Annotated in this window: 18 protein-coding genes and 1 tRNA gene; 8 read left to right on the forward strand and 11 right to left on the reverse strand. The window is 48.9% G+C overall.

The features are described from left to right. Nucleotides 1-2 precede the first annotated feature (2 nt). The gene (gene rpoE, locus ACN0UY_RS03100; protein ID WP_128351646.1) at nt 3-581 is read right to left on the reverse strand and encodes an RNA polymerase sigma factor RpoE; all 579 of its coding nucleotides are present in this window, start codon (nt 579-581) and stop codon (nt 3-5) included. A gap of 194 nt (nt 582-775) precedes the next feature. Here rpoE and nadB point away from each other — a divergent pair, with 194 nt between their 5' ends. Further along, complete coding sequence (gene nadB / locus ACN0UY_RS03105; protein WP_417665324.1) at nt 776-2,377, forward strand: L-aspartate oxidase; 1,602 nt, start codon at nt 776-778, stop codon at nt 2,375-2,377. Here the strand turns inward: nadB and ACN0UY_RS03110 are convergent. Then, nucleotides 2,321-2,620 (reverse strand): hypothetical protein, encoded by a 300-nt coding sequence (locus tag ACN0UY_RS03110; RefSeq protein ID WP_417665325.1) that lies wholly within the window; start codon nt 2,618-2,620, stop codon nt 2,321-2,323. The genes nadB and ACN0UY_RS03110 overlap by 57 nt on opposite strands. After that, the gene (locus ACN0UY_RS03115) at nt 2,621-2,893 is read right to left on the reverse strand and encodes a succinate dehydrogenase assembly factor 2 (RefSeq protein ID WP_417665326.1); all 273 of its coding nucleotides are present in this window, start codon (nt 2,891-2,893) and stop codon (nt 2,621-2,623) included. A 107-nt stretch (nt 2,894-3,000) separates the two neighbouring features. Here ACN0UY_RS03115 and ygfZ point away from each other — a divergent pair, with 107 nt between their 5' ends. The 6 genes from ygfZ (at nt 3,001) to ACN0UY_RS03145 (ending at nt 8,987) form a co-directional block, all read left to right on the forward strand. Next, entirely contained in the window at nt 3,001-3,945 is a 945-nt protein-coding gene (ygfZ, locus tag ACN0UY_RS03120; RefSeq protein WP_417665327.1) for a tRNA-modifying protein YgfZ, read from the forward strand. Beyond that, nucleotides 3,942-4,430 (forward strand): FKBP-type peptidyl-prolyl cis-trans isomerase, encoded by a 489-nt coding sequence (locus tag ACN0UY_RS03125; protein WP_417665328.1) that lies wholly within the window; start codon nt 3,942-3,944, stop codon nt 4,428-4,430. The genes ygfZ and ACN0UY_RS03125 overlap by 4 nt, the downstream gene beginning before the upstream one ends. A gap of 112 nt (nt 4,431-4,542) precedes the next feature. After that, a complete protein-coding gene (locus ACN0UY_RS03130; RefSeq protein WP_417665329.1) occupies nt 4,543-5,694 on the forward strand; it encodes a trans-sulfuration enzyme family protein in 1,152 nt (383 codons plus the stop codon). A gap of 112 nt (nt 5,695-5,806) precedes the next feature. Continuing rightward, entirely contained in the window at nt 5,807-7,258 is a 1,452-nt protein-coding gene (locus ACN0UY_RS03135) for a TrkH family potassium uptake protein (protein ID WP_417665330.1), read from the forward strand. A 2-nt stretch (nt 7,259-7,260) separates the two neighbouring features. Further along, a complete protein-coding gene (locus tag ACN0UY_RS03140) occupies nt 7,261-8,286 on the forward strand; it encodes a DUF4118 domain-containing protein (RefSeq protein ID WP_417665331.1) in 1,026 nt (341 codons plus the stop codon). After that, nucleotides 8,283-8,987, forward strand: coding sequence for a response regulator transcription factor (locus ACN0UY_RS03145; RefSeq protein ID WP_417665332.1), 705 nt, complete (start codon nt 8,283-8,285; stop codon nt 8,985-8,987). Before ACN0UY_RS03140 ends, ACN0UY_RS03145 begins: the two co-directional genes overlap by 4 nt. A gap of 33 nt (nt 8,988-9,020) precedes the next feature. On the opposite strand, the gene lysS is transcribed toward ACN0UY_RS03145, so the two are convergent. From lysS to xerD, 5 genes are all read right to left on the reverse strand, one after another. Further along, nucleotides 9,021-10,529, reverse strand: coding sequence for a lysine--tRNA ligase (lysS, locus tag ACN0UY_RS03150; protein WP_417665333.1), 1,509 nt, complete (start codon nt 10,527-10,529; stop codon nt 9,021-9,023). Between the two features lie 44 nt (nt 10,530-10,573). Beyond that, nucleotides 10,574-11,672, reverse strand: a protein-coding gene (prfB, locus tag ACN0UY_RS03155; protein WP_417665334.1) for a peptide chain release factor 2 whose coding sequence is annotated in 2 segments (ribosomal slippage) — nt 10,574-11,596 and nt 11,598-11,672 — 1,098 coding nt in all. Because the reading frame shifts where the segments join, the coding sequence is not laid out codon by codon here. Between the two features lie 47 nt (nt 11,673-11,719). Further along, nucleotides 11,720-13,432, reverse strand: coding sequence for a single-stranded-DNA-specific exonuclease RecJ (gene recJ, locus ACN0UY_RS03160; protein ID WP_417665335.1), 1,713 nt, complete (start codon nt 13,430-13,432; stop codon nt 11,720-11,722). A gap of 1 nt (nt 13,433) precedes the next feature. Continuing rightward, a complete protein-coding gene (gene dsbC, locus ACN0UY_RS03165) occupies nt 13,434-14,159 on the reverse strand; it encodes a bifunctional protein-disulfide isomerase/oxidoreductase DsbC (protein WP_417665336.1) in 726 nt (241 codons plus the stop codon). Between the two features lie 26 nt (nt 14,160-14,185). Next, nucleotides 14,186-15,109, reverse strand: a complete 924-nt coding sequence (xerD, locus tag ACN0UY_RS03170; RefSeq protein ID WP_417665337.1) for a site-specific tyrosine recombinase XerD — start codon at nt 15,107-15,109, stop codon at nt 14,186-14,188. An 85-nt stretch (nt 15,110-15,194) separates the two neighbouring features. Here xerD and ACN0UY_RS03175 point away from each other — a divergent pair. Continuing rightward, nucleotides 15,195-15,279, forward strand: a tRNA-Tyr gene (locus ACN0UY_RS03175). A 28-nt stretch (nt 15,280-15,307) separates the two neighbouring features. Here ACN0UY_RS03175 and ACN0UY_RS03180 read toward each other — a convergent pair. Genes ACN0UY_RS03180 through ACN0UY_RS03190 form a run of 3 tightly spaced genes read right to left on the reverse strand, consistent with a single transcriptional unit; the run spans nt 15,308 to nt 18,099 of the window. Next, a complete protein-coding gene (locus ACN0UY_RS03180) occupies nt 15,308-16,291 on the reverse strand; it encodes an NAD(P)H-quinone oxidoreductase (protein ID WP_417665338.1) in 984 nt (327 codons plus the stop codon). Nucleotides 16,292-16,312: 21 nt separating this feature from the next. Then, complete coding sequence (locus ACN0UY_RS03185; RefSeq protein WP_417665339.1) at nt 16,313-17,146, reverse strand: pirin family protein; 834 nt, start codon at nt 17,144-17,146, stop codon at nt 16,313-16,315. After that, on the reverse strand, nt 17,143-18,099 hold the full coding sequence (locus tag ACN0UY_RS03190) for a glutathione S-transferase family protein (protein WP_417665340.1): 957 nt from the start codon (nt 18,097-18,099) through the stop codon (nt 17,143-17,145). The genes ACN0UY_RS03185 and ACN0UY_RS03190 overlap by 4 nt, the downstream gene beginning before the upstream one ends. Nucleotides 18,100-18,115: the final 16 nt, after the last annotated feature.

Raw genomic sequence — 18,115 nt, forward strand, 5'->3', positions numbered from 1 at the left:
GTTTAGCGCTCTAATAACGGTCGTAATTGTTGATCTATCGCTTCGCGAGCCCGAAAAATACGTGAGCGCACTGTACCAATAGGGCAATCCATTTCGATGGCTATTTCTTCATAGCCCAACCCGTCCATTTCTCGCAGTGTTATTGCACGGCGTAAATCTTCGGGTAAATCTTCGATGGTTCGCATAACAACGTCACGAATCTCATCCGTTAACAGCATACTCTCTGGAGAAGCACTGTCTTTTAGTGCGCCGCTGCCTTCATAGTATTCTGCCTCATCCGCATCTACATCATTGGCTGGTGGCTTACGCCCTTGTGCCACTAAGTAGTTCTTTGCAGTGTTTACTGCAATACGGTACAACCAAGTGTAAAACGCGCTATCGCCGCGAAAATTTGCCAACGCGCGATAAGCTTTTATAAATGTTTCCTGGGCTACGTCCGGCACATCTGCTTGTTGCTTAACGTAGCGCGATATCAGACTCATCACTTTGTGTTGATGTTTTTTTACCAACAAGTCAAAGGCTCGCTGATCTCCCTGTTGTACTCTTTCCACCAGGGCTTTATCTGTTTCGTGTTCGCTCATCCGAGCCCGTTCTCCTCAACCCCTAGCTACGCCAGATTTTAGGCCCGTTGCGTACTTGCAAAGTATGACCTAAGTGTTCGTAAAAAGTTCGCAAAAAAAATTCAAAAGAGTAAAATCGCTTCTATTCCTTTGGCAATTCAGCGGGATAACACGCTGTAACAACGTGTTGTCACGCGATTCATCCCACATACTTTATGGAACATATGTCTCATTATCAATGCGATGTTTTAATTATCGGCAGCGGTGCAGCGGGTTTAACCCTAGCCTTGCAATTAGCTGACCACGCACAAGTCACCGTGCTTTCTAAAGGTCCCCTTACAGAAGGTTCGACCTATTATGCGCAAGGTGGTATTGCGGCTGTTTTCGATGAGAATGATAGCATTGAAAGCCATGTTGAGGACACTTTAGTTGCCGGCGCAGGGTTATGCGACTTAGCTGCCGTTGAATTCACCACAGGGCATGCCAAAGAGAGTTTGCAATGGTTAATTGATATTGGCGTGGGCTTTGACCGCGTTGACGATGGCCAATTTCACCTTAACCAAGAAGGTGGCCACAGTCACCGCCGCATTTTGCATGCAGCCGATGCCACAGGCCGTGCCGTGCAAACAACATTGGTTGAACAAACCAAATTGCATCCAAATATTACCATCATCGAACGTGTCAATGCGGTTGATTTAATTACCCACAAACACCTTGGTGGCGACCAGCACTGTTACGGCGCATATATTTGGAACCGTGTTACGCAGCAGGTGGAAACCGTTGCCGCGCGCTTCGTGGCACTGTGTACAGGCGGTGCCAGCAAGGTTTATCAATACACTAGTAATCCAGACGTTGCCAGCGGTGACGGTATCGCCATGGCATGGCGCGCCGGTTGCCGCGTTGCCAACATGGAATTCAATCAGTTTCATCCAACCTGCTTGTTCCATCCGAACGCACAATCGTTTCTATTAACCGAAGCGTTGCGCGGCGAAGGCGCCTATTTACGCCGTCCTGATGGTTCGCGCTTTATGCCTGACTTTCACCCTGCGGCGGAGCTTGCCCCGCGTGATGTGGTTGCCCGCGCTATCGACTATGAAATGAAACGGCTGGGCGTCGACTGTATGTTCTTGGACATTTCTCATAAACCGAAAGCATTCATTCAAGAACACTTTCCAAACATTTATGACAAGTGTTTGAGTTTAGGTATTGATATTAGTCGTGAGCCAATGCCCGTGGTACCCGCAGCGCACTACACCTGTGGCGGGGTAAAAACTGACTTGCAGGCGCGCACCGATATCGCCAACCTCTATGCCATCGGTGAAGTGGCCTACACAGGTCTGCATGGCGCAAACCGAATGGCGAGCAATTCACTGCTTGAGTGTTTGGTGTTTGCACGTTCGGCCGCAAAAGACATTATTGAGCAGTTGCACGATAAACCATTGCGCACTGACCTACCCGCGTGGGATGAAAGTCAGGTGAACGATTCAGATGAAGAAGTCATTATTCAGCACAACTGGCACGAGCTGCGCCTATTTATGTGGGATTATGTTGGCATTGTGCGTACCGACAAACGGTTACAGCGTGCATTGCGTCGTATTGAGCTGTTACAGCAAGAAATTCACGACTATTATAGCAATTTCAAGGTCAGCAATAATTTACTGGAACTGCGTAATTTGGTGCAAGTAGCGGAGTTAATTGTTCGTAGCGCGATGGAACGCAAAGAGAGCCGTGGGCTGCACTACAATTTAGATCACCCTGATTTACTCCCTGCAGCGCAACCGACCATACTGGCGCCAGCGCAACAAAAACCGCGCTAGCCTTCGAAAAGCAGCATCACCAAGCCAACCGCGTTGTAACCATACCCAACGCCTTGGCTTGTTTGGGGCATGCAGAATAATCAGAGCGCCCCACGGGGTGACCCAACTCAGTGGCTGCAGATACCAACGTTGTTGATCCAAATCGGCAAGTTGCAGCCATTCGCCAGTGTCACAGTCGATACCCCACACGCACGCCGGCACAGGCAACCAGCGCCATGGCGTGACAGCCAGTTGCCAAAGCATTTAAACCTTAACGCGGCTCAAAATGTACGCCACCATTCCGGCTAACTCAGGGTCTTCGCACTTCTGATGCCCCATAAACCAAGCAAACAGATCGGGATCGTCGCAGGTTAATAAGCGGCGAAAGGCTTCTTGTTGCTGAGCATCAAGGTCATCGTACGCTTCTTCCACAAACGGCATGAACAAAACATCAAGCTCTAACATGCCGCGGCGGCAAGCCCAACGCAAACGGTTCTTATTTTTTAGCGTATCGGCATCTTGTTGCAACTTTTCCATGCGAATCCTTTTTTCTTAACAAAAATAGCGAGTACAAGACAAAACGGCTTGTATAATGAAATATCATCCCCATCTATTTCGATATCGATGAGAAAACGAGGTTTATTGTGCTAGATACAGAGTTTACCAAAGCTCCGCCAGAATACGTAACGGTTTCCTTAATGGATTACGGTGTAATCAGCCTGACGGGTCCACAAACTGATGATTTTTTGCAGGGGCAACTTACCTGTGACCTGAAGCAGCTTGCAGACAACCAGTGGCAATATGGTGCGCACTGTGACAACAAAGGCAAGGCGATGAGTACATTATTCGTTACTCGCTGCGCCGACAGTGTGTTATTGATTACCCATAAAGACGCCTTAGCGGCGAGCTTAGCCCAGTTACAGAAATACGGTGTATTTAGCCAAACCGAAATCATTGATGCGTCAGAAATATATTCGCTGTTTGGAATATTTGGTACGGCGGCCCCAGCACGCCTTGCCGAATGGATTGATCAACCGCTTAATGTTGAACACCAGCAAGCGGTGACATCAATCAGTGACGGTGTGGTGTTAACCTTGGGAAACCACCCTGATCAGTACATTCTGGTCACGAAACGTGATAACTTTCCGACTAATTCTGACATGAATTACTGGAATGCCCTTGAAATTGAGCGTGGTCGCCCCACCTTAGTTTCAGGTACACTATTGGAGTATGTGCCCCAGATGCTGAACGTTCAGGCGTTCCATGGCATCAGTTTTACCAAGGGGTGTTATATCGGCCAAGAGACCATCGCTCGGATGAAATATCTGGGCAAGCAGAAGCGGGCAATGTTTCGTTTGGTTGGCCAAGGTAAGGCTGTTGATGCGGGAGCTACCGTTGAACAGCAACTTGGTGAAAACTGGCGACGTGCCGGTACGGTAATTAACGCAGTGAGCCGTACTGACAATCAACTTGATTTACTGGCGGTGCTGCCGAGCGACATAGAGGCAGACACGAAGCTACGAATCAAGAATGATGACGCGAGTCTTTTGGAAATTTACCCACTGCCTTATAACTTGGATGAATCATGAGTCAAACTATTAGCCAGGACAAAGTTGTTGGAATTCACTACACCGTGAAAACCACTGAAGGCCAAGTACTGGATCAATCAAAAGAAGGTCAACCACTACAGTTCATTTTTGGTCGTGGTATGTTGATAAAAGGCTTGGAAAACGCGCTTGACGGCAAAGCAACTGGCGACAAATTTGAAGCTGAAATTCAACCAGCTGACGCCTATGGCGATCGTCATGACGGCCTTATTCAAACCGTTCCACGCACACTTTTCGGCGACAACGAAGTAGCCGTTGGCATGCAGTTCCGTGCGAGCACTGACGCTGGTGAACAGTCTGTAATGATTGTTGACGTAAGCGACGACGAAGTAACCGTAGACGGCAATCACCCACTAGCGGGCACTACGTTGAACTTTGACGTAGAAGTTGTAGAAGTTCGTGAAGCGGATCCAGCTGAATTAGACCACGGCCACGTGCATACAGATGGCAATCATAACCACGAATAATGGTTCTATGAATGCATGCAAGAATGCATAAAAAAAACGCACCTTCGGGTGCGTTTTTTGTTTCCAATTCGGCGTATACTATCAGCAATCTTCACCACATTCAGAGTTCAACATGGCCAATAAAACCTACAATTACAGCCAACAAACTGCCCTAGCCCAAGCCTTGGGTAAAATTGATCATGAAACACAAGGTGTCGTATTACCTATTCATGTAGCCACCACCTATATTCGCGGCGCAGACAACACCTACCCAAGTGGTAACGTGTACTCGCGTGCAGACAATCCAACTTATAAGCCTGTAGAGCAGCTTTTATGTCAACTCGAGCAAGGTGAACAGGCTTTATTATTTGGTTCAGGCATGGCTGCAGCGACAGCCGTATTTTTAGGTTTAAAGCCTGGAGATCACGTACTTGCGCCCGTGGTCATGTATTGGTCATTGCGTAATTGGTTGCTTAACTTTGCAACCGATTGGGGCCTAAATATTGAGTTTATTGACATGACCGATATTCAACAGGTGTCAAAAGCGATGCAGCCCAATAAAACCAAATTGGTTTGGTTGGAAACACCGGGCAACCCAATGTGGACCATCAGTGATATTGCCGCTATCAGTGAAATTGCCCATCAAGCGGGTGCATATCTCGCCGTAGATTCAACCTGCGCAACGCCACTGCTGACGCAACCACTCACCTTAGGTGCTGATATTGTCATGCATTCCGCCACTAAATACTTAAATGGCCATTCGGATGTTATTGCCGGCACCCTGATTTGTAAAACAGACAGCGATTATTGGCAACGGATTCGCGCAGTGCGCGCCCAAGGCGGTGCAGTGCCCAGCCCTCATGACGCAGCGCAACTGCTGCGTGGTATGCGCACTATGCATTTACGGGTACGTGAGGCGTGCACCAATGCCATGTTCTTAGCTGAACAACTGCAGCAGCACCCACAAATTGTCGAAGTTCTTTACCCCGGTTTACCGAGCTTCAGCGGCCATGAAACGGCCAAAAAACAAATGCACGGCGGTTTTGGTGGCATGCTCTCCATTCGCGTTAAAGGCGGCGAAGAAGCAGCGGTTCATTTAGCCGCCAACACTAAATTATGGAAGCGCGCCACCTCATTGGGCGGCGTTGAAAGTTTAATTGAACACCGCGCCAGCGTTGAAGGCCAAGGCACTCCATGTCCGCCGGATTTGTTGCGTTTATCCGCCGGCATTGAAGATAAACACGAACTGCTGGCCGACTTACTGCAAGCCTTACCAAAAAGCTGAGGACATGCTTGTTTATACTTTCTTTATGGCAAACCCAATAATTCGAATGGTTTGCTAAGCTGATACCTCATTAAAGTGTTGATCCCGCTTCTAGAATTGGGATCAGCACACAATGCGTTTAAAAACCATTACTAAACTGCTCGCTTTTCCGCTCGCATGGATTGCATTTGTTCAATTTGCGTTTGCCTGGCTCAATGTGTTTCTTTTTCAAGATGGTACCGGTACCCATTTTTTCTTTAGTGCCTTTCTTGTAGGGCTGGTTGCCCTGGCCTTTTGGGCATTTAGCTGGCGTACACAACTCAATAAAATCTATCCGCAAGATGGCCTGATTTTCGCCGTTTTAACTTGGTTGTTAGCAGGGCTCGGCGCCGCTATACCAATCTATTTAGTCACTGAGGTTTCGTGGACAGACGCAACCTTTGAAGCCATAAGTGCAATGACAACCACTGGTGCGACTATTCTCGTTGGGCTTGATGATATGCCACGGGGATTTCTGCTTTATCGCCAATTTTTACAATGGCTCGGTGGCCTCGGTGTCGTGATATTTGTGGTCGCGGTTTTACCGATGCTTAATGTTGGTGGCATGCGCCTGCTCGTGGCGGAAACACCAGGGCCAGTAAAAAACGATAAAATAGTGCCGCGAATAGGAAATGCCACCCGTTATTTGTGGTTTATCTACCTTATTCTCACAGCCAGCTGTGCATTCAGTTATTGGTTGGCTGGCATGAGTGCGTATGACGCCATCGCACACAGCTTCACCACGGTATCTACCGGCGGTTTCTCGGTATACGATAGCAGTATGGGCCACTTTGACAGCTCCCTCATATTATACGTCGCTAATGTATTTATGGTATTAGGCGCAATAAGCTTTAACTTGCACTACCGCGGCTTGATAAAACGCCAGTGGCGCCAGTATTGGCACGATGAAGAAACCCGCGTGTTCATTTATTTAATTGCAGTTATAAGTTTTATTTTTATTGCATACCTAACCATCTCAATCACCTACAGTTCTGCATCTGAGCGTGTCGCACAGAGTATCTTTCACGTTATATCATTTATGACCAGCACCGGTTACGGCGCGACCGATTTAAGTACGTGGCCTGCAGCAACCGCACTCATGCTCGTATTCACCAGTTATTTAGGTGGCTGCGCAGGATCAACCGCCGGCGGTAATAAAATTGTTCGCGACATCATTACCTTTAAAATAATCCGCCAACAGTTATTTTTACTGTCTCACCCGCACGCAGTGAAAGCCGTGCGTTATCAAAAACAGTTGGTAAGCCCTTCGGTATTAAGTGCGGTTATGGCATTTATGTTTCTCGCGGCATCAATGAGTTTACTGCTAACTATCATGCTAATGGCCACAGGAACCGACTTTTGGACTGCGTTCACTGCGGTATCCGCCTGCTTAAATGTATTAGGCCCCGGTTTCGGTGAAGTAAGTAGCAATTTTATTCCCATCACTGATGCCGGTATTTGGATATTAAATCTAGCCATGCTCTTGGGGCGGCTTGAGTATTTCACTATAATCGCACTCTTGTTACCTTCTTTTTGGCAGCGCTAAATATGCTCTACCTATCACAGCAGACAGGTCTTCTTTTGGGGGTGGTCAAAGCACTTGTGATTATGACCATCGCAACTTTGCTCGCATTCTTACTGGAACGTTGGTTATTGCCAAGCTCGGGCACGGTGTTGCTGATTCTGGCAGGTGTGATTGTTACAGCACTGTCGGTGCCAAATCGAATCGCATACGGCGCTGTAGTTTTCGGTGCCATGGCATTCAATTTTTTATTCACCGAACCACGTGGCTCGTGGCACATGCAGGATGTTGAAGAAGTCTCCACCATGACTGTGTTTTTCGCCATTGGTATTGTGGTTGTTTATCTTATTACACGAGAGCGTATGCAGCGCTTCAGCTTGCAAGACGCCGAGTTGCGTTCAACCATCCTCTTAAGCCTCTCCCATGACTTGCGTAGCCCGTTAACCAGCATCATCGGAAATCTATCAACGTTTCAGTTGTATCAACATAAAATTGATAAAGCACAGCAAGACGAGCTAATCGACGCGGCCATGGTTGAATCGGAGCGGTTGCATACCTACTTGGAAAACTTATTCCAAGCAACGCGCTTTGAACACGGTATTGTCAATTTAACTACCCAGCCGACGTTGTTGGTAACCTTGGTTCAACGCGTTATAGAGCGATTTGCTGATCAAAACCAAATTAACCTGATAACCGAAGATTCTGCAGTAAATAGTACTGTCGAGGTACAAACCAGCTTGTTTGAACAGGCGCTGTATAATCTTTTCGATAACGCCTTACGCTACCGGAAAGACAACTCGCGAGTGTTGTGCCGCATAGGCGCTTCCGCAAGTAGCGTTTGGTTGACTATCACCAACGAAGTGGCGAGCCCTTTGAACGAAACACCAACAACGTGGTTAAAACCATTTTATTCCAGTCGCCGTGGCGATCAGGGGCATGGTGGCGCTGGTCTGGGTCTCAGTGTTGCGCACAGTATCATCTTGGCTCATCATGGACGCTTAACCTTAAACACTGATCAAAACACGCTACAGGTTCGAGTCGATTTACCATGAGCAGCATATTATTTATTGATGACGAACCCAAAATACGTACCTTTGTACGCATTTCATTGCAGTCTGAAGGCTTTGACTTTTACGAAGCAGGCAACGCACGACAAGGCCTGCTGTTGGCAGAACAACTGCAACCGGATTTGATTATTCTAGACCTTGGTTTGCCTGACTTAGATGGTTTGGTGGTATTAAGCCGACTACGACAAATCAGTCGAACTCCTCCAATTCTTGTTCTCAGTGCGCGTTCGGACGAGGACATGAAAATTAGTGCGTTAGAAAGTGGCGCCAACGACTACTTAACCAAACCTTTTGGCGTGGGCGAACTCATGGCGCGCATCCGCGTGCTGCTTCGTGATATATCGGGCATTGGTATGAATAACGAAAATGACGTTTTAAATTTCAAAAATTTAAAAATCAACCCGCGCGCACATGAGGTTCGCATCAACGACGTGCGAATTGATTTATCGCCAAAAGAATTTGAACTATTGCTGATGCTGGCTCAGTCGCCGCAAACATTGCTGACGCATGAGGTGTTGTTGACACGCTTGTGGGGTGCCCATCAACGTCATAACACCCAGTACCTGCGTGTTTGCGTCAGTCAATTACGGAAAAAATTAAACGACGACTCCGAGTCGCCGCAATTTATCGAGACCATCCCAGCTCTTGGCTACCGCTTTATCGTCCCAATAACGAATAACCAATAACTAATAACGTTTTTAGTTTTTAGTTTTTAGTTTTTAGTTTTTCGGCCGCATATGTGGGAACAACAACACATCACGAATTGACGGCGAATCGGTCAATAACATCACCAAACGGTCAATACCGATGCCCTCTCCTGCTGTTGGCGGCAACCCGTGCTCAAGCGCTGTGACATAATCTTCGTCATAGAACATGGCCTCGTCATCACCCGCTTCTTTTTGCTGAACTTGCTCGCGGAAACGTTCTGCTTGGTCTTCCGCATCATTCAACTCTGAGAAGCCATTCGCTAACTCACGCCCACCGACAAAAAATTCAAATCGGTCGGTAATGAATGGGTCGTTATCGTTACGACGCGCCAGCGGTGATACTTCCGCTGGGTAGGCCGTAATGAAGGTAGGCTGAATTAATTTATGTTCAGCAACCTCTTCAAATATTTCAATTTGAACTTTGCCCAAGCCCCAGTTCGGCTTCACTTTAATACCTAAAGATTCAGCCAATGCCGTGGCGTGCTCCAGGGTACTAAGTTGCGCCGCTGTAGCGGTTGGCAAATGCTCCAAAATGGCTTCGTTTACCGTCATGCGTGTAAACGGCTTACTGAAGTCATACTGCACGCCTTCACTTTCAAATTGCGCTGAACCGAGAATTTCTGTGGTCATGCCACGCAGCATGTCTTCGGTAAGATCCATCAGATCATTGAAGTCTGCGTAGGCCCAGTAAAACTCAAGCATGGTGAATTCTGGATTGTGGCGCGTTGATAAACCTTCATTACGGAAGTTACGGTTTATCTCGAAAACCTTCTCAAAACCACCAACAACTAATCGTTTTAGATAAAGTTCTGGCGCAATTCGTAGATACAATTCCATATCCAACGCATTGTGGTGCGTGGAAAACGGGCGCGCTGCAGCGCCGCCGGGAATGGTTTGCATCATGGGTGTTTCAACTTCCAAAAACTGCTTGGCAATAAAGTAGCGGCGAATGTAATCCACTACTTTTGAACGCACAATAAAGGTCTTACGTGATTCTTGGTTGGTAATTAAATCAAGGTAGCGCTGGCGGTAGCGCATTTCTTGGTCTGATAACCCGTGAAACTTATCCGGTAATGGGCGCAATGCTTTAGTCAGCAAACGCACATCGTCAACCTGCACACTCAATTCACCGGTGCCGGTAATAAACAACGTGCCACTTGCGCCAACAATGTCACCTAAGTCCCATTTTTTGAACTCTTCGTTATAGAAGCCTTCAGCGAGATTGTCGCGCGCTACGTACAACTGTATCTGCCCCGACATGTCCTGAATGGTGGCAAAGCTCGCTTTACCCATGATACGACGCGTCATCATACGACCCGCAACGTTCACCCGAATCGCCTTCGCCGCGAGCTCTTCTTTATCAAAGCCGTCATACGCTTCATGCAATTCAGCCGCTAAGCTGTCACGACGAAAATCATTCGGAAATGCCACGCCTCGCTCGCGCAACGCAGCAAGCTTGGCCTTACGCTGGGCGATCTGCTCATTTACGTCCAACTCGGGGGCTTGCGTTTTATCGTTCATGTAATTCATCCTCTTTCGTCACAGTCTTCGCTGTGAGACTAAACTTATAAACCTGATTTTAAACTTGCTTCAATAAACGGATCTAAAGCACCGTCCAATACCGCTTGGGTGTTTCGATTCTCCACCCCGGTACGTAAATCTTTAATTCGGGCATCATCCAATACGTACGAACGTATCTGGCTACCCCAGCCGATATCAGACTTGGTGTCTTCCAAGGCTTGTTTTTCGGCTAATTGCTTCTGTAATTCTGACTCATACAGCTTTGCACGTAATTGTTTCATCGCTGCATCACGGTTTTTGTGCTGTGAACGGTCACTTTGACATTGCACGACAATCCCAGACGGTTCGTGGGTAATACGAATCGCCGAGTCTGTTCGGTTTACGTGCTGACCACCGGCACCTGATGCTCGGTACGTATCGACACGCAAATCAGCCGGATTAATTTCAATTTCAATGGAATCATCAATTTCCGGATACACAAACACCGATGCGAATGACGTATGGCGTCGATTTCCTGAATCAAACGGTGATTTGCGTACTAAGCGATGCACGCCAGTTTCCGTGCGTAACCAGCCATAGGCATAGTCACCTTGAATACGCACTGTTGCCGACTTAATCCCTGCCACTTCACCTTCTGACAACTCCGTAATCTCGGCTTTAAAACCATGCGCTTCAGCCCAACGCAAATACATGCGCAGCAGAATATTCGCCCAGTCTTGCGCTTCCGTACCGCCTGAGCCTGATTGCACATCTAAATAGCAATCTGAGGCATCTTGTTCGCCTGAAAACATTCTGCGAAATTCTAACGTGGCCAGTTGGCTTTCTAACTGTTCCAGTTCAGTCACGGCTTCGTTGTAAGTTTCTTCGTCGTCAGCCTCAACGGCTAAATCCACTAACCCTTCTACGTCGTCTAACCCTTGCGCCAAGTTGTTCAGCGTTTCCACTACTTGCTCTAAGCTTGAGCGTTCTTTTCCTAGCGATTGCGCGCGCTCTTGATCATTCCAAACGTTCGGGTCTTCCAATTCGCGGCTAACTTCCTCCAGGCGCTCTACTTTCTGAGCGTAGTCAAAGATACCCCCGAAGAAGCTCGCTGCGTTTACGCATTTCTTTTATCGCAACATACGTGGCGTTAGTTTCGAACATAGTTTTTAAATCTCAATAGCAATAGTTGGTTGCAAAGGGCGCGTATTCTACCGCAAACCACGAAAATGCTCTAGTTGTAGCTGCACAGAAGTGCGCCCTCTAAAGTGATTTAATTGCAGTTTATACACTGCATGAATGCGTTGCACGGACGCATCCGGCCACAGGTTGGTGTCAACATTAAAGGCAATCGCATCAAGCACCACGCGGTCAGCAGTCTCAAGCACCCATTTTATATGGCGTTCGCCAACAAGACGTTGTTGCACCACACGAAATTCACCATCAAAAACTGGCTCCGCGAACCCTTGTCCCCACGGGCCAAATGACTCCAGTTGGCGTATGAATGGTTCGTGAAAACAACTGGCATCGAGTTCGCCATCCGACCAAATAGTGCGCGTCAAGGCGCTGTCATCGACCCATTCCGTGACTTGCGCAATGAAAGCTTCTCGAAAGGCAGTCAGGTTTTCTCGCGCTAAACTTAATCCAGCTGCCATAGCGTGCCCACCAAACCGTTGGATTAAATCTGGATGCAAGCTGTGTACACGCTCTAGCACGTCACGAATGTGCAAGCCCGGAATAGAACGGGCTGAGCCTTTTAATAAACCATCATCACTATCAGCGAAGGCTATAACGGGTCGGTGACATTGCTCCTTCACCCGTCCAGCAACAATACCCACCACACCTTGGTGCCAACCTGGCTGATATAGCACCAAGCCAGCAGGCAATTGATCGGTATCTTGGTTTATTTGCGCGACATAGGCTTCCGCCTCTTCACGCATTTCGGTTTCAATGCTACGCCGTGCTTGATTTAATTGATCCAACTGTGCGGCCAACTGCTGCGCCGTAGTGAGGTTATTCGCTAACAAGCATTCAATGCCTGCGGCCATATCATCTAAGCGCCCAGCGGCATTAATACGCGGCCCAATGGCGAAGCCTAAATCACTTGCTAACAACTGTTTTGGGTCGCGATTCGCGATCTGTAGCAGCGCTGCGATTCCCGGCCGACAATGGCCAGCACGAATACGTTGTAAACCTTGTTGCACCAAAATTCTATTAACGCCGTCCAACTTCACCACGTCAGCCACCGTACCGACAGCAACTAAGTCAAGCCACTGCGCTAGGTTGGGCACCTCGCGCCCGCGCTCGCGGAACACGTGGCGAAGCGCAAGCAATACATAAAACGCCACACCCACCCCGGCAATATTCGGGCTGGGAAACTGACAATCAGGTTGATTTGGGTTCACGATGATATTCGCGTTCGGCAAGCGAGCACCGGGCAAATGGTGATCGGTAATAATCACGTCAATATCTGCCGCTCGCGCTGCATCAACCCCAGCATGGCACGAAATACCACTGTCGACAGTTACAATCAATTGCGCACCCAGTTGATGAGCCTGCGCCACCACCGCGGGTGACAAACCATAGCCATCTGCGAATCGGTTCGGCACAATATAGTCAACCCGCGTTGCACCCAACGCTTGCAGCACGGACACCATCAGCGCCGTCGAAGTTGCACCATCTGCATCAAAATCACCGCAAATACAAATAGCCTGATTTTCACCAATGGCCTGTGCAAGGCGTTCAGCGGCAGCAAGAGCCCCATGCAATTGATCAAAGTGCGGCAAATGGCGCGCGCCCAAATCTAATTGCTGCTCGTCGGTAATACCGCGACGAGCCAGTATTTGCGCAATGATTTCAGGTAAATTATTCGCCCACGCACCTACGTTCACATGCGGATGACGTTTAATCGAGATATCCGTCATATTACTTTTGCAACTCAGGCAGTAAGCGTTCCGGCGGCACAAAGCCAGGCAACAAACGGCCAGACTCGAGCACTATGGCCGGGGTACCACGCACCCCAAACTTTTGCCCCAAGGCAAAGTGCATGGCCACTGGGTCGTTGCACATGGCTAACGCAACTTCCTCGTCGTTTTTAGCGGCTGTCAGAGCCGCTTGCTGATCGTCCGCACACCATGCATTTTGCAAATCCACCGCAGCCTTACTTTGCAGGCCATTACGCGGCCACGCAAGGTAACGCACTGTAATACCCGCATCCAGATATTCATCAATCCGCTCGTGCAATTGACGGCAATATCCACAACTGGTGTCAGTGAACACATGAATCACGTGCTGTTGATTGGGCGCGGTGTATTCAATGACCGTATCGCTCACGGTTGCTAGGTCGTTGGTTCGCATTTGTTCCAGTACTTTCTCGCTGACATTATTCGGTTGCTCGCCGGTAATATCAAAGATGCGTCCACTTATAATGTGCTGCCCATCGTCACTGGCATACACCAAGCCTTGATCAGTAATCACTTCATACAATCCAGCAATGTTGGCAGGTTTTGCGGACTCAACCTGAAAGCCCATGCGTTGCATGTGCGAGGTGTCAAAGCTACCGCTGGTTTGTGGCTGTGGCGATGTGCTCTGTTCGGCGGGTGAACAAGCAACGGTCATTAAGCTAAGTGTCATTATTGCCAAGTACTTCATGAATTGTCCTATAGGGTCAAATTAAGTTATGCGCGTGGATGATGGGTTGCATGCAACTGTTGCAAGCGTTCGCGTGCCACATGCGTATAAATTTGTGTGGTTGATAAGTCACTGTGCCCAAGCAGCATTTGCAACACACGTAAATCGGCACCGTGATTGAGCAAGTGCGTCGCAAACGCATGGCGTAGCGTATGTGGCGACAAGTGCGAGCGAATATCAGCCTGCTGAGCATAATACCGAATTCGGTGCCAAAATGCTTGCCGGGTTAAGGGCCCACCGCGGCGCGTCACAAACACCCAGTCGCCCGGTTGGGCGTGCAATTGTTTACGCCCTTTGGCGAAATAAACGTTTAACCAGTCCAACGCTTCTTCGCCCAAGGGAACTAAGCGTTCTTTGTTACCTTTACCGATAATACGCACCAATTCTTGCTGCATATGAATTTGGTCAACGGTAAGTTGAACCAGTTCGGTGACCCGAAGCCCTGTCGCATAAAGCACCTCTAACATTGCTTTATCGCGCAACTGCATCGCATCTTCAATATCCGGAGCATTCAACAGATCATCCACTTCGGCTTCCGACAAGCTATGCGGAATCGATTGCGGTTGCTTCGGTCGCGCCAACCGCGCAGTTGGATCTTGCGCGCACAGGCGCTCACCCACCGCATATTGATAAAATTTCTTTAATGCGCTGAGGGCGCGAGACGTGCTGCGCGGTGAAAGCCCTTGTTGGCGACGCCACAACAAGTAACGTTCCAGATCTTCATGGGTTACTTGCAGCAAGTCATGTCCCTGCTGCTGGGTTAGAAACCTTTGGAAGGTACGTAAGTCAGTACGATAAGCAGAGCTGGTATTTTGACTAACACCTTGTTTTAGCCACAACCGATCGATGAAACGTGCAATCTCTTCGTCAACGGCTGCTGGTACTGTCGGTGGCTGTGAATTTGGGCGCATTGCTACACTACTTGGTTTTATTTGGAACCATCATCATAAACGGGTTTACAGGCAGGCTCAATCTGCTATTATGCCCGCCTCGTGTGGAGGGGTTCCCGAGCGGTCAAAGGGATCAGACTGTAAATCTGACGGCTCAGCCTTCGCAGGTTCGAATCCTGCCCCCTCCACCACTTCTTTCTCGCAATCTATTCCTGAAACTTACCAAACCAATACAAGTTTGCCTTGGGTATCATTCTCCCGCAGGCGTTTGAATGCGTCCTCAACGTGCGCAATGGGCAGCACATCGTCAATTGATGGATGCACCTGCTGCTGTTCCAACAACGGCCACACATGCGTATAGAGGTCAGCCATAATACGTGCTTTTACCCGATTCGGTTGACTGCGCAAGGTACTCCCGATGATGCGTTGCCGTTTCATTAACAACCGGCCGGCATCGAGTTCGGCAACCCGGCCCCCCATGAGTCCAATCACCACCAAGCGCCCATCTTGATTCAGTACTTCTTGATTCCACCCAATGTAACTGCCCGCAACTGGGTCAAGAATAACATCAGCACCACCCCACGCCTTAACAGCGTCAACAAAACTGCCGTGATGCCGATTCCAAACTTGCTCCGCACCGAGTTGCTGCGCTAACTTCAACTTCGCGTCGGCACCCGCCGTGGCGAATACTGGGTTGCCAAACACTTGCGCTAACTGCAACACCGCCTGACCCACACCACTTGCCGCTGCATGCATTAAAATTCGCTCGCCCGGCTGAGTCGCTGCAATGTCATATATGTTGAACCATGCCGTCGCAAACACTTCACAGATACCCGCCGCATGAGCAAGCTCCAAGCCTTTAGGTATGCTCAACACTTGATTCGCAGGCACTGAAACGTACTCAGCGTAGCCACCACTGGCTAACAACGCGCAGACTGTGTCACCCACTTGGTGCGCACTCACCTCAGCACCAACGGCATGCACCACCCCGCTAACTTCCAACCCCAACACATCTGATGCCCCTGGCGGTGGCGGATAGTGGCCAGCCAGTTGCATCAAATCGGCGCGGTTCATCCCGCTGTAGGCAACCTTAATGCGTACCTCATTGGGTTGCACTTTAGGTAGATCGCGGTGCTGCCAAAGCACCGTATTGTCAGCGCCGGCGCTGAGTGCGCGCATCTGTGTGGGCAGCTGTGTGGACATGGAAGCTCCTTGCGTCATCTGTTATGCGGTTAATTTACCCGCTTGGTAATCGCGTATAGCTTGCTCTACTTCTGCCTGCGTATTCATGACAAAAGGGCCGTACTGCGCAATGGGTTCGCCAATAGGGTTACCCGCGAGCAAAATTACGCCTGCCGGCTCATCGCTCCCTGCTTTCAAGTTTAAATCGCCATCAGCCTGCAAGCGCACCAACTCACCGCGTGCAATCGGCTCGTCATTAAGCAGTATGCTGCCTTGGTACACATAAGCCAAGCGTGTTTGTTGTTGTTGGCTTTCGACACTATACGTCGCACCTTCCGACATTCGCACATCCACCATCAAAAAGCTTTGCTCCGGCTGCTGAATTGGGCCCCGTTGCTGCTCGAGCTCGCCGGCTATAACGCGCAGCTCTGCACCTTCACCGCGCACGACACCAATCTTATCTTGCGGAAAATCAGCCCAATCTGCTGCTTCCATTTTGCGTGCTGCAGGCAAGTTTATCCACAACTGAAACCCCCACATGAGGCCATCCTCTTGCTTCGGCATTTCAGCGTGAATAATGCCGCGGGCAGCTTTCATCCATTGCGCGCCACCGGTTTCAACCACCCCCGTGTTACCGTTTGAATCTTTATGCTCCATACGTCCAGCAAGCATATAGGTTAAGGTTACAAAGCCACGGTGTGGATGCGGCGGAAACCCTGCAATGTAATCATTCGGGTTGTCCGATCGAAACTCATCCAACATTAGAAATGGGTCTTGATGACGTAGGCTTGGTTGATTAACAATGCGTGTTAATTTAACCCCTGCACCATCTTGCGCGGGCATACCGCGATGCCGACTTAGAATAATTCCACTCATAACACCTCTCCACGCTCATGTGGCGCCATAAAATCAATTGACGGCCCAACTGGCACGACCCCGGTTGGGTTAATCATATGATGGCTACCGTAGTAATGCTGTTTGATATGGTCCATCACCACCGTTTCCGCTACGCCCGGAACTTGGTATAAGGCACGCACATAGGCCCACAAGTTCGGGTAATCAACAATGCGTTTTTGATTGGTTTTAAAGTGGCCCACATAAACCGAATCAAAACGAACCAAGGTTGTAAATAAACGCCAATCCGCTTCTGTAAGCGTATCGCCGACCAGGAACTTCTGCGTTGCTAAACGCTGTTCCAATGCATCCAATTCATCAAACAAAGCCGCAAACGCCGTTTCATAAGCCGCCTGCTTTGTCGCAAAACCACATTTATACACGCCGTTATTTACGTTGTCGTATACCCGCTCATTAATTGCGTCGATTTCAGTGCGTAACGCCTCCGGATAAAAATCCAAGGTGTTGCCCGTTAGGTCATTAAATGCACTGTTAAACATGCGAATAATGTCCGCGGATTCATTGCTGACTATGGTTTGTTGTTGTTTATCCCACAACACCGGCACAGTGACCCTACCGCTATAGTTCGAGTCAGCTTTTAAATACAACTGATTCAGGTAGTCGAGGCTGTATAAGCCATCGTGTAAGGGTTCTTCGGAGAACTCCCAACCGTTTTCAAGCATCAACGGGTGCACTACAGACACTGAAATATGTTGCTCTAAGCCCAACAGCTTGCGGAAAATTAGTGTTCGATGCGCCCACGGGCAAGCGTAGCTCACGTAAAGATGATAACGCCCACTTTCGGCGGGGAATTTAGCGTTTTTATCAGCTTCAACCCAATTCCGAAATTGTGCAGCACTGCGCTCAAACTTACCGTCGGTGCTGTCTGTGTCATACCATTTATCTTGCCATTTACCATCAACTAATAAGCCCATTTCAATCTCCACATTG

It is taken from the genome of Pseudidiomarina sp., from assembly GCF_048268165.1.
Taxonomy (GTDB): Bacteria; Pseudomonadota; Gammaproteobacteria; order Enterobacterales; family Alteromonadaceae; genus Pseudidiomarina.

Coding starts and splice junctions, on each gene's coding strand:
- ACN0UY_RS03185 (WP_417665339.1), bottom strand. CDS start 17,146: ATGAGTGGAATTATTCTAAGTCGGCATCGCGGTATGCCCGCGCAAGAT.
- dsbC (WP_417665336.1), bottom strand. CDS start 14,159: ATGAAGTACTTGGCAATAATGACACTTAGCTTAATGACCGTTGCTTGT.
- nadB (WP_417665324.1), top strand. CDS start 776: ATGGAACATATGTCTCATTATCAATGCGATGTTTTAATTATCGGCAGC.
- lysS (WP_417665333.1), bottom strand. CDS start 10,529: ATGAACGATAAAACGCAAGCCCCCGAGTTGGACGTAAATGAGCAGATC.
- ACN0UY_RS03110 (WP_417665325.1), bottom strand. CDS start 2,620: ATGCTTTGGCAACTGGCTGTCACGCCATGGCGCTGGTTGCCTGTGCCG.
- rpoE (WP_128351646.1), bottom strand. CDS start 581: ATGAGCGAACACGAAACAGATAAAGCCCTGGTGGAAAGAGTACAACAG.
- ACN0UY_RS03125 (WP_417665328.1), top strand. CDS start 3,942: ATGAGTCAAACTATTAGCCAGGACAAAGTTGTTGGAATTCACTACACC.
- ACN0UY_RS03130 (WP_417665329.1), top strand. CDS start 4,543: ATGGCCAATAAAACCTACAATTACAGCCAACAAACTGCCCTAGCCCAA.
- ACN0UY_RS03145 (WP_417665332.1), top strand. CDS start 8,283: ATGAGCAGCATATTATTTATTGATGACGAACCCAAAATACGTACCTTT.
- xerD (WP_417665337.1), bottom strand. CDS start 15,109: ATGCGCCCAAATTCACAGCCACCGACAGTACCAGCAGCCGTTGACGAA.
- ACN0UY_RS03115 (WP_417665326.1), bottom strand. CDS start 2,893: ATGGAAAAGTTGCAACAAGATGCCGATACGCTAAAAAATAAGAACCGT.
- ACN0UY_RS03140 (WP_417665331.1), top strand. CDS start 7,261: ATGCTCTACCTATCACAGCAGACAGGTCTTCTTTTGGGGGTGGTCAAA.
- ACN0UY_RS03180 (WP_417665338.1), bottom strand. CDS start 16,291: ATGTCCACACAGCTGCCCACACAGATGCGCGCACTCAGCGCCGGCGCT.
- recJ (WP_417665335.1), bottom strand. CDS start 13,432: ATGACGGATATCTCGATTAAACGTCATCCGCATGTGAACGTAGGTGCG.
- ACN0UY_RS03190 (WP_417665340.1), bottom strand. CDS start 18,099: ATGGGCTTATTAGTTGATGGTAAATGGCAAGATAAATGGTATGACACA.
- ACN0UY_RS03135 (WP_417665330.1), top strand. CDS start 5,807: ATGCGTTTAAAAACCATTACTAAACTGCTCGCTTTTCCGCTCGCATGG.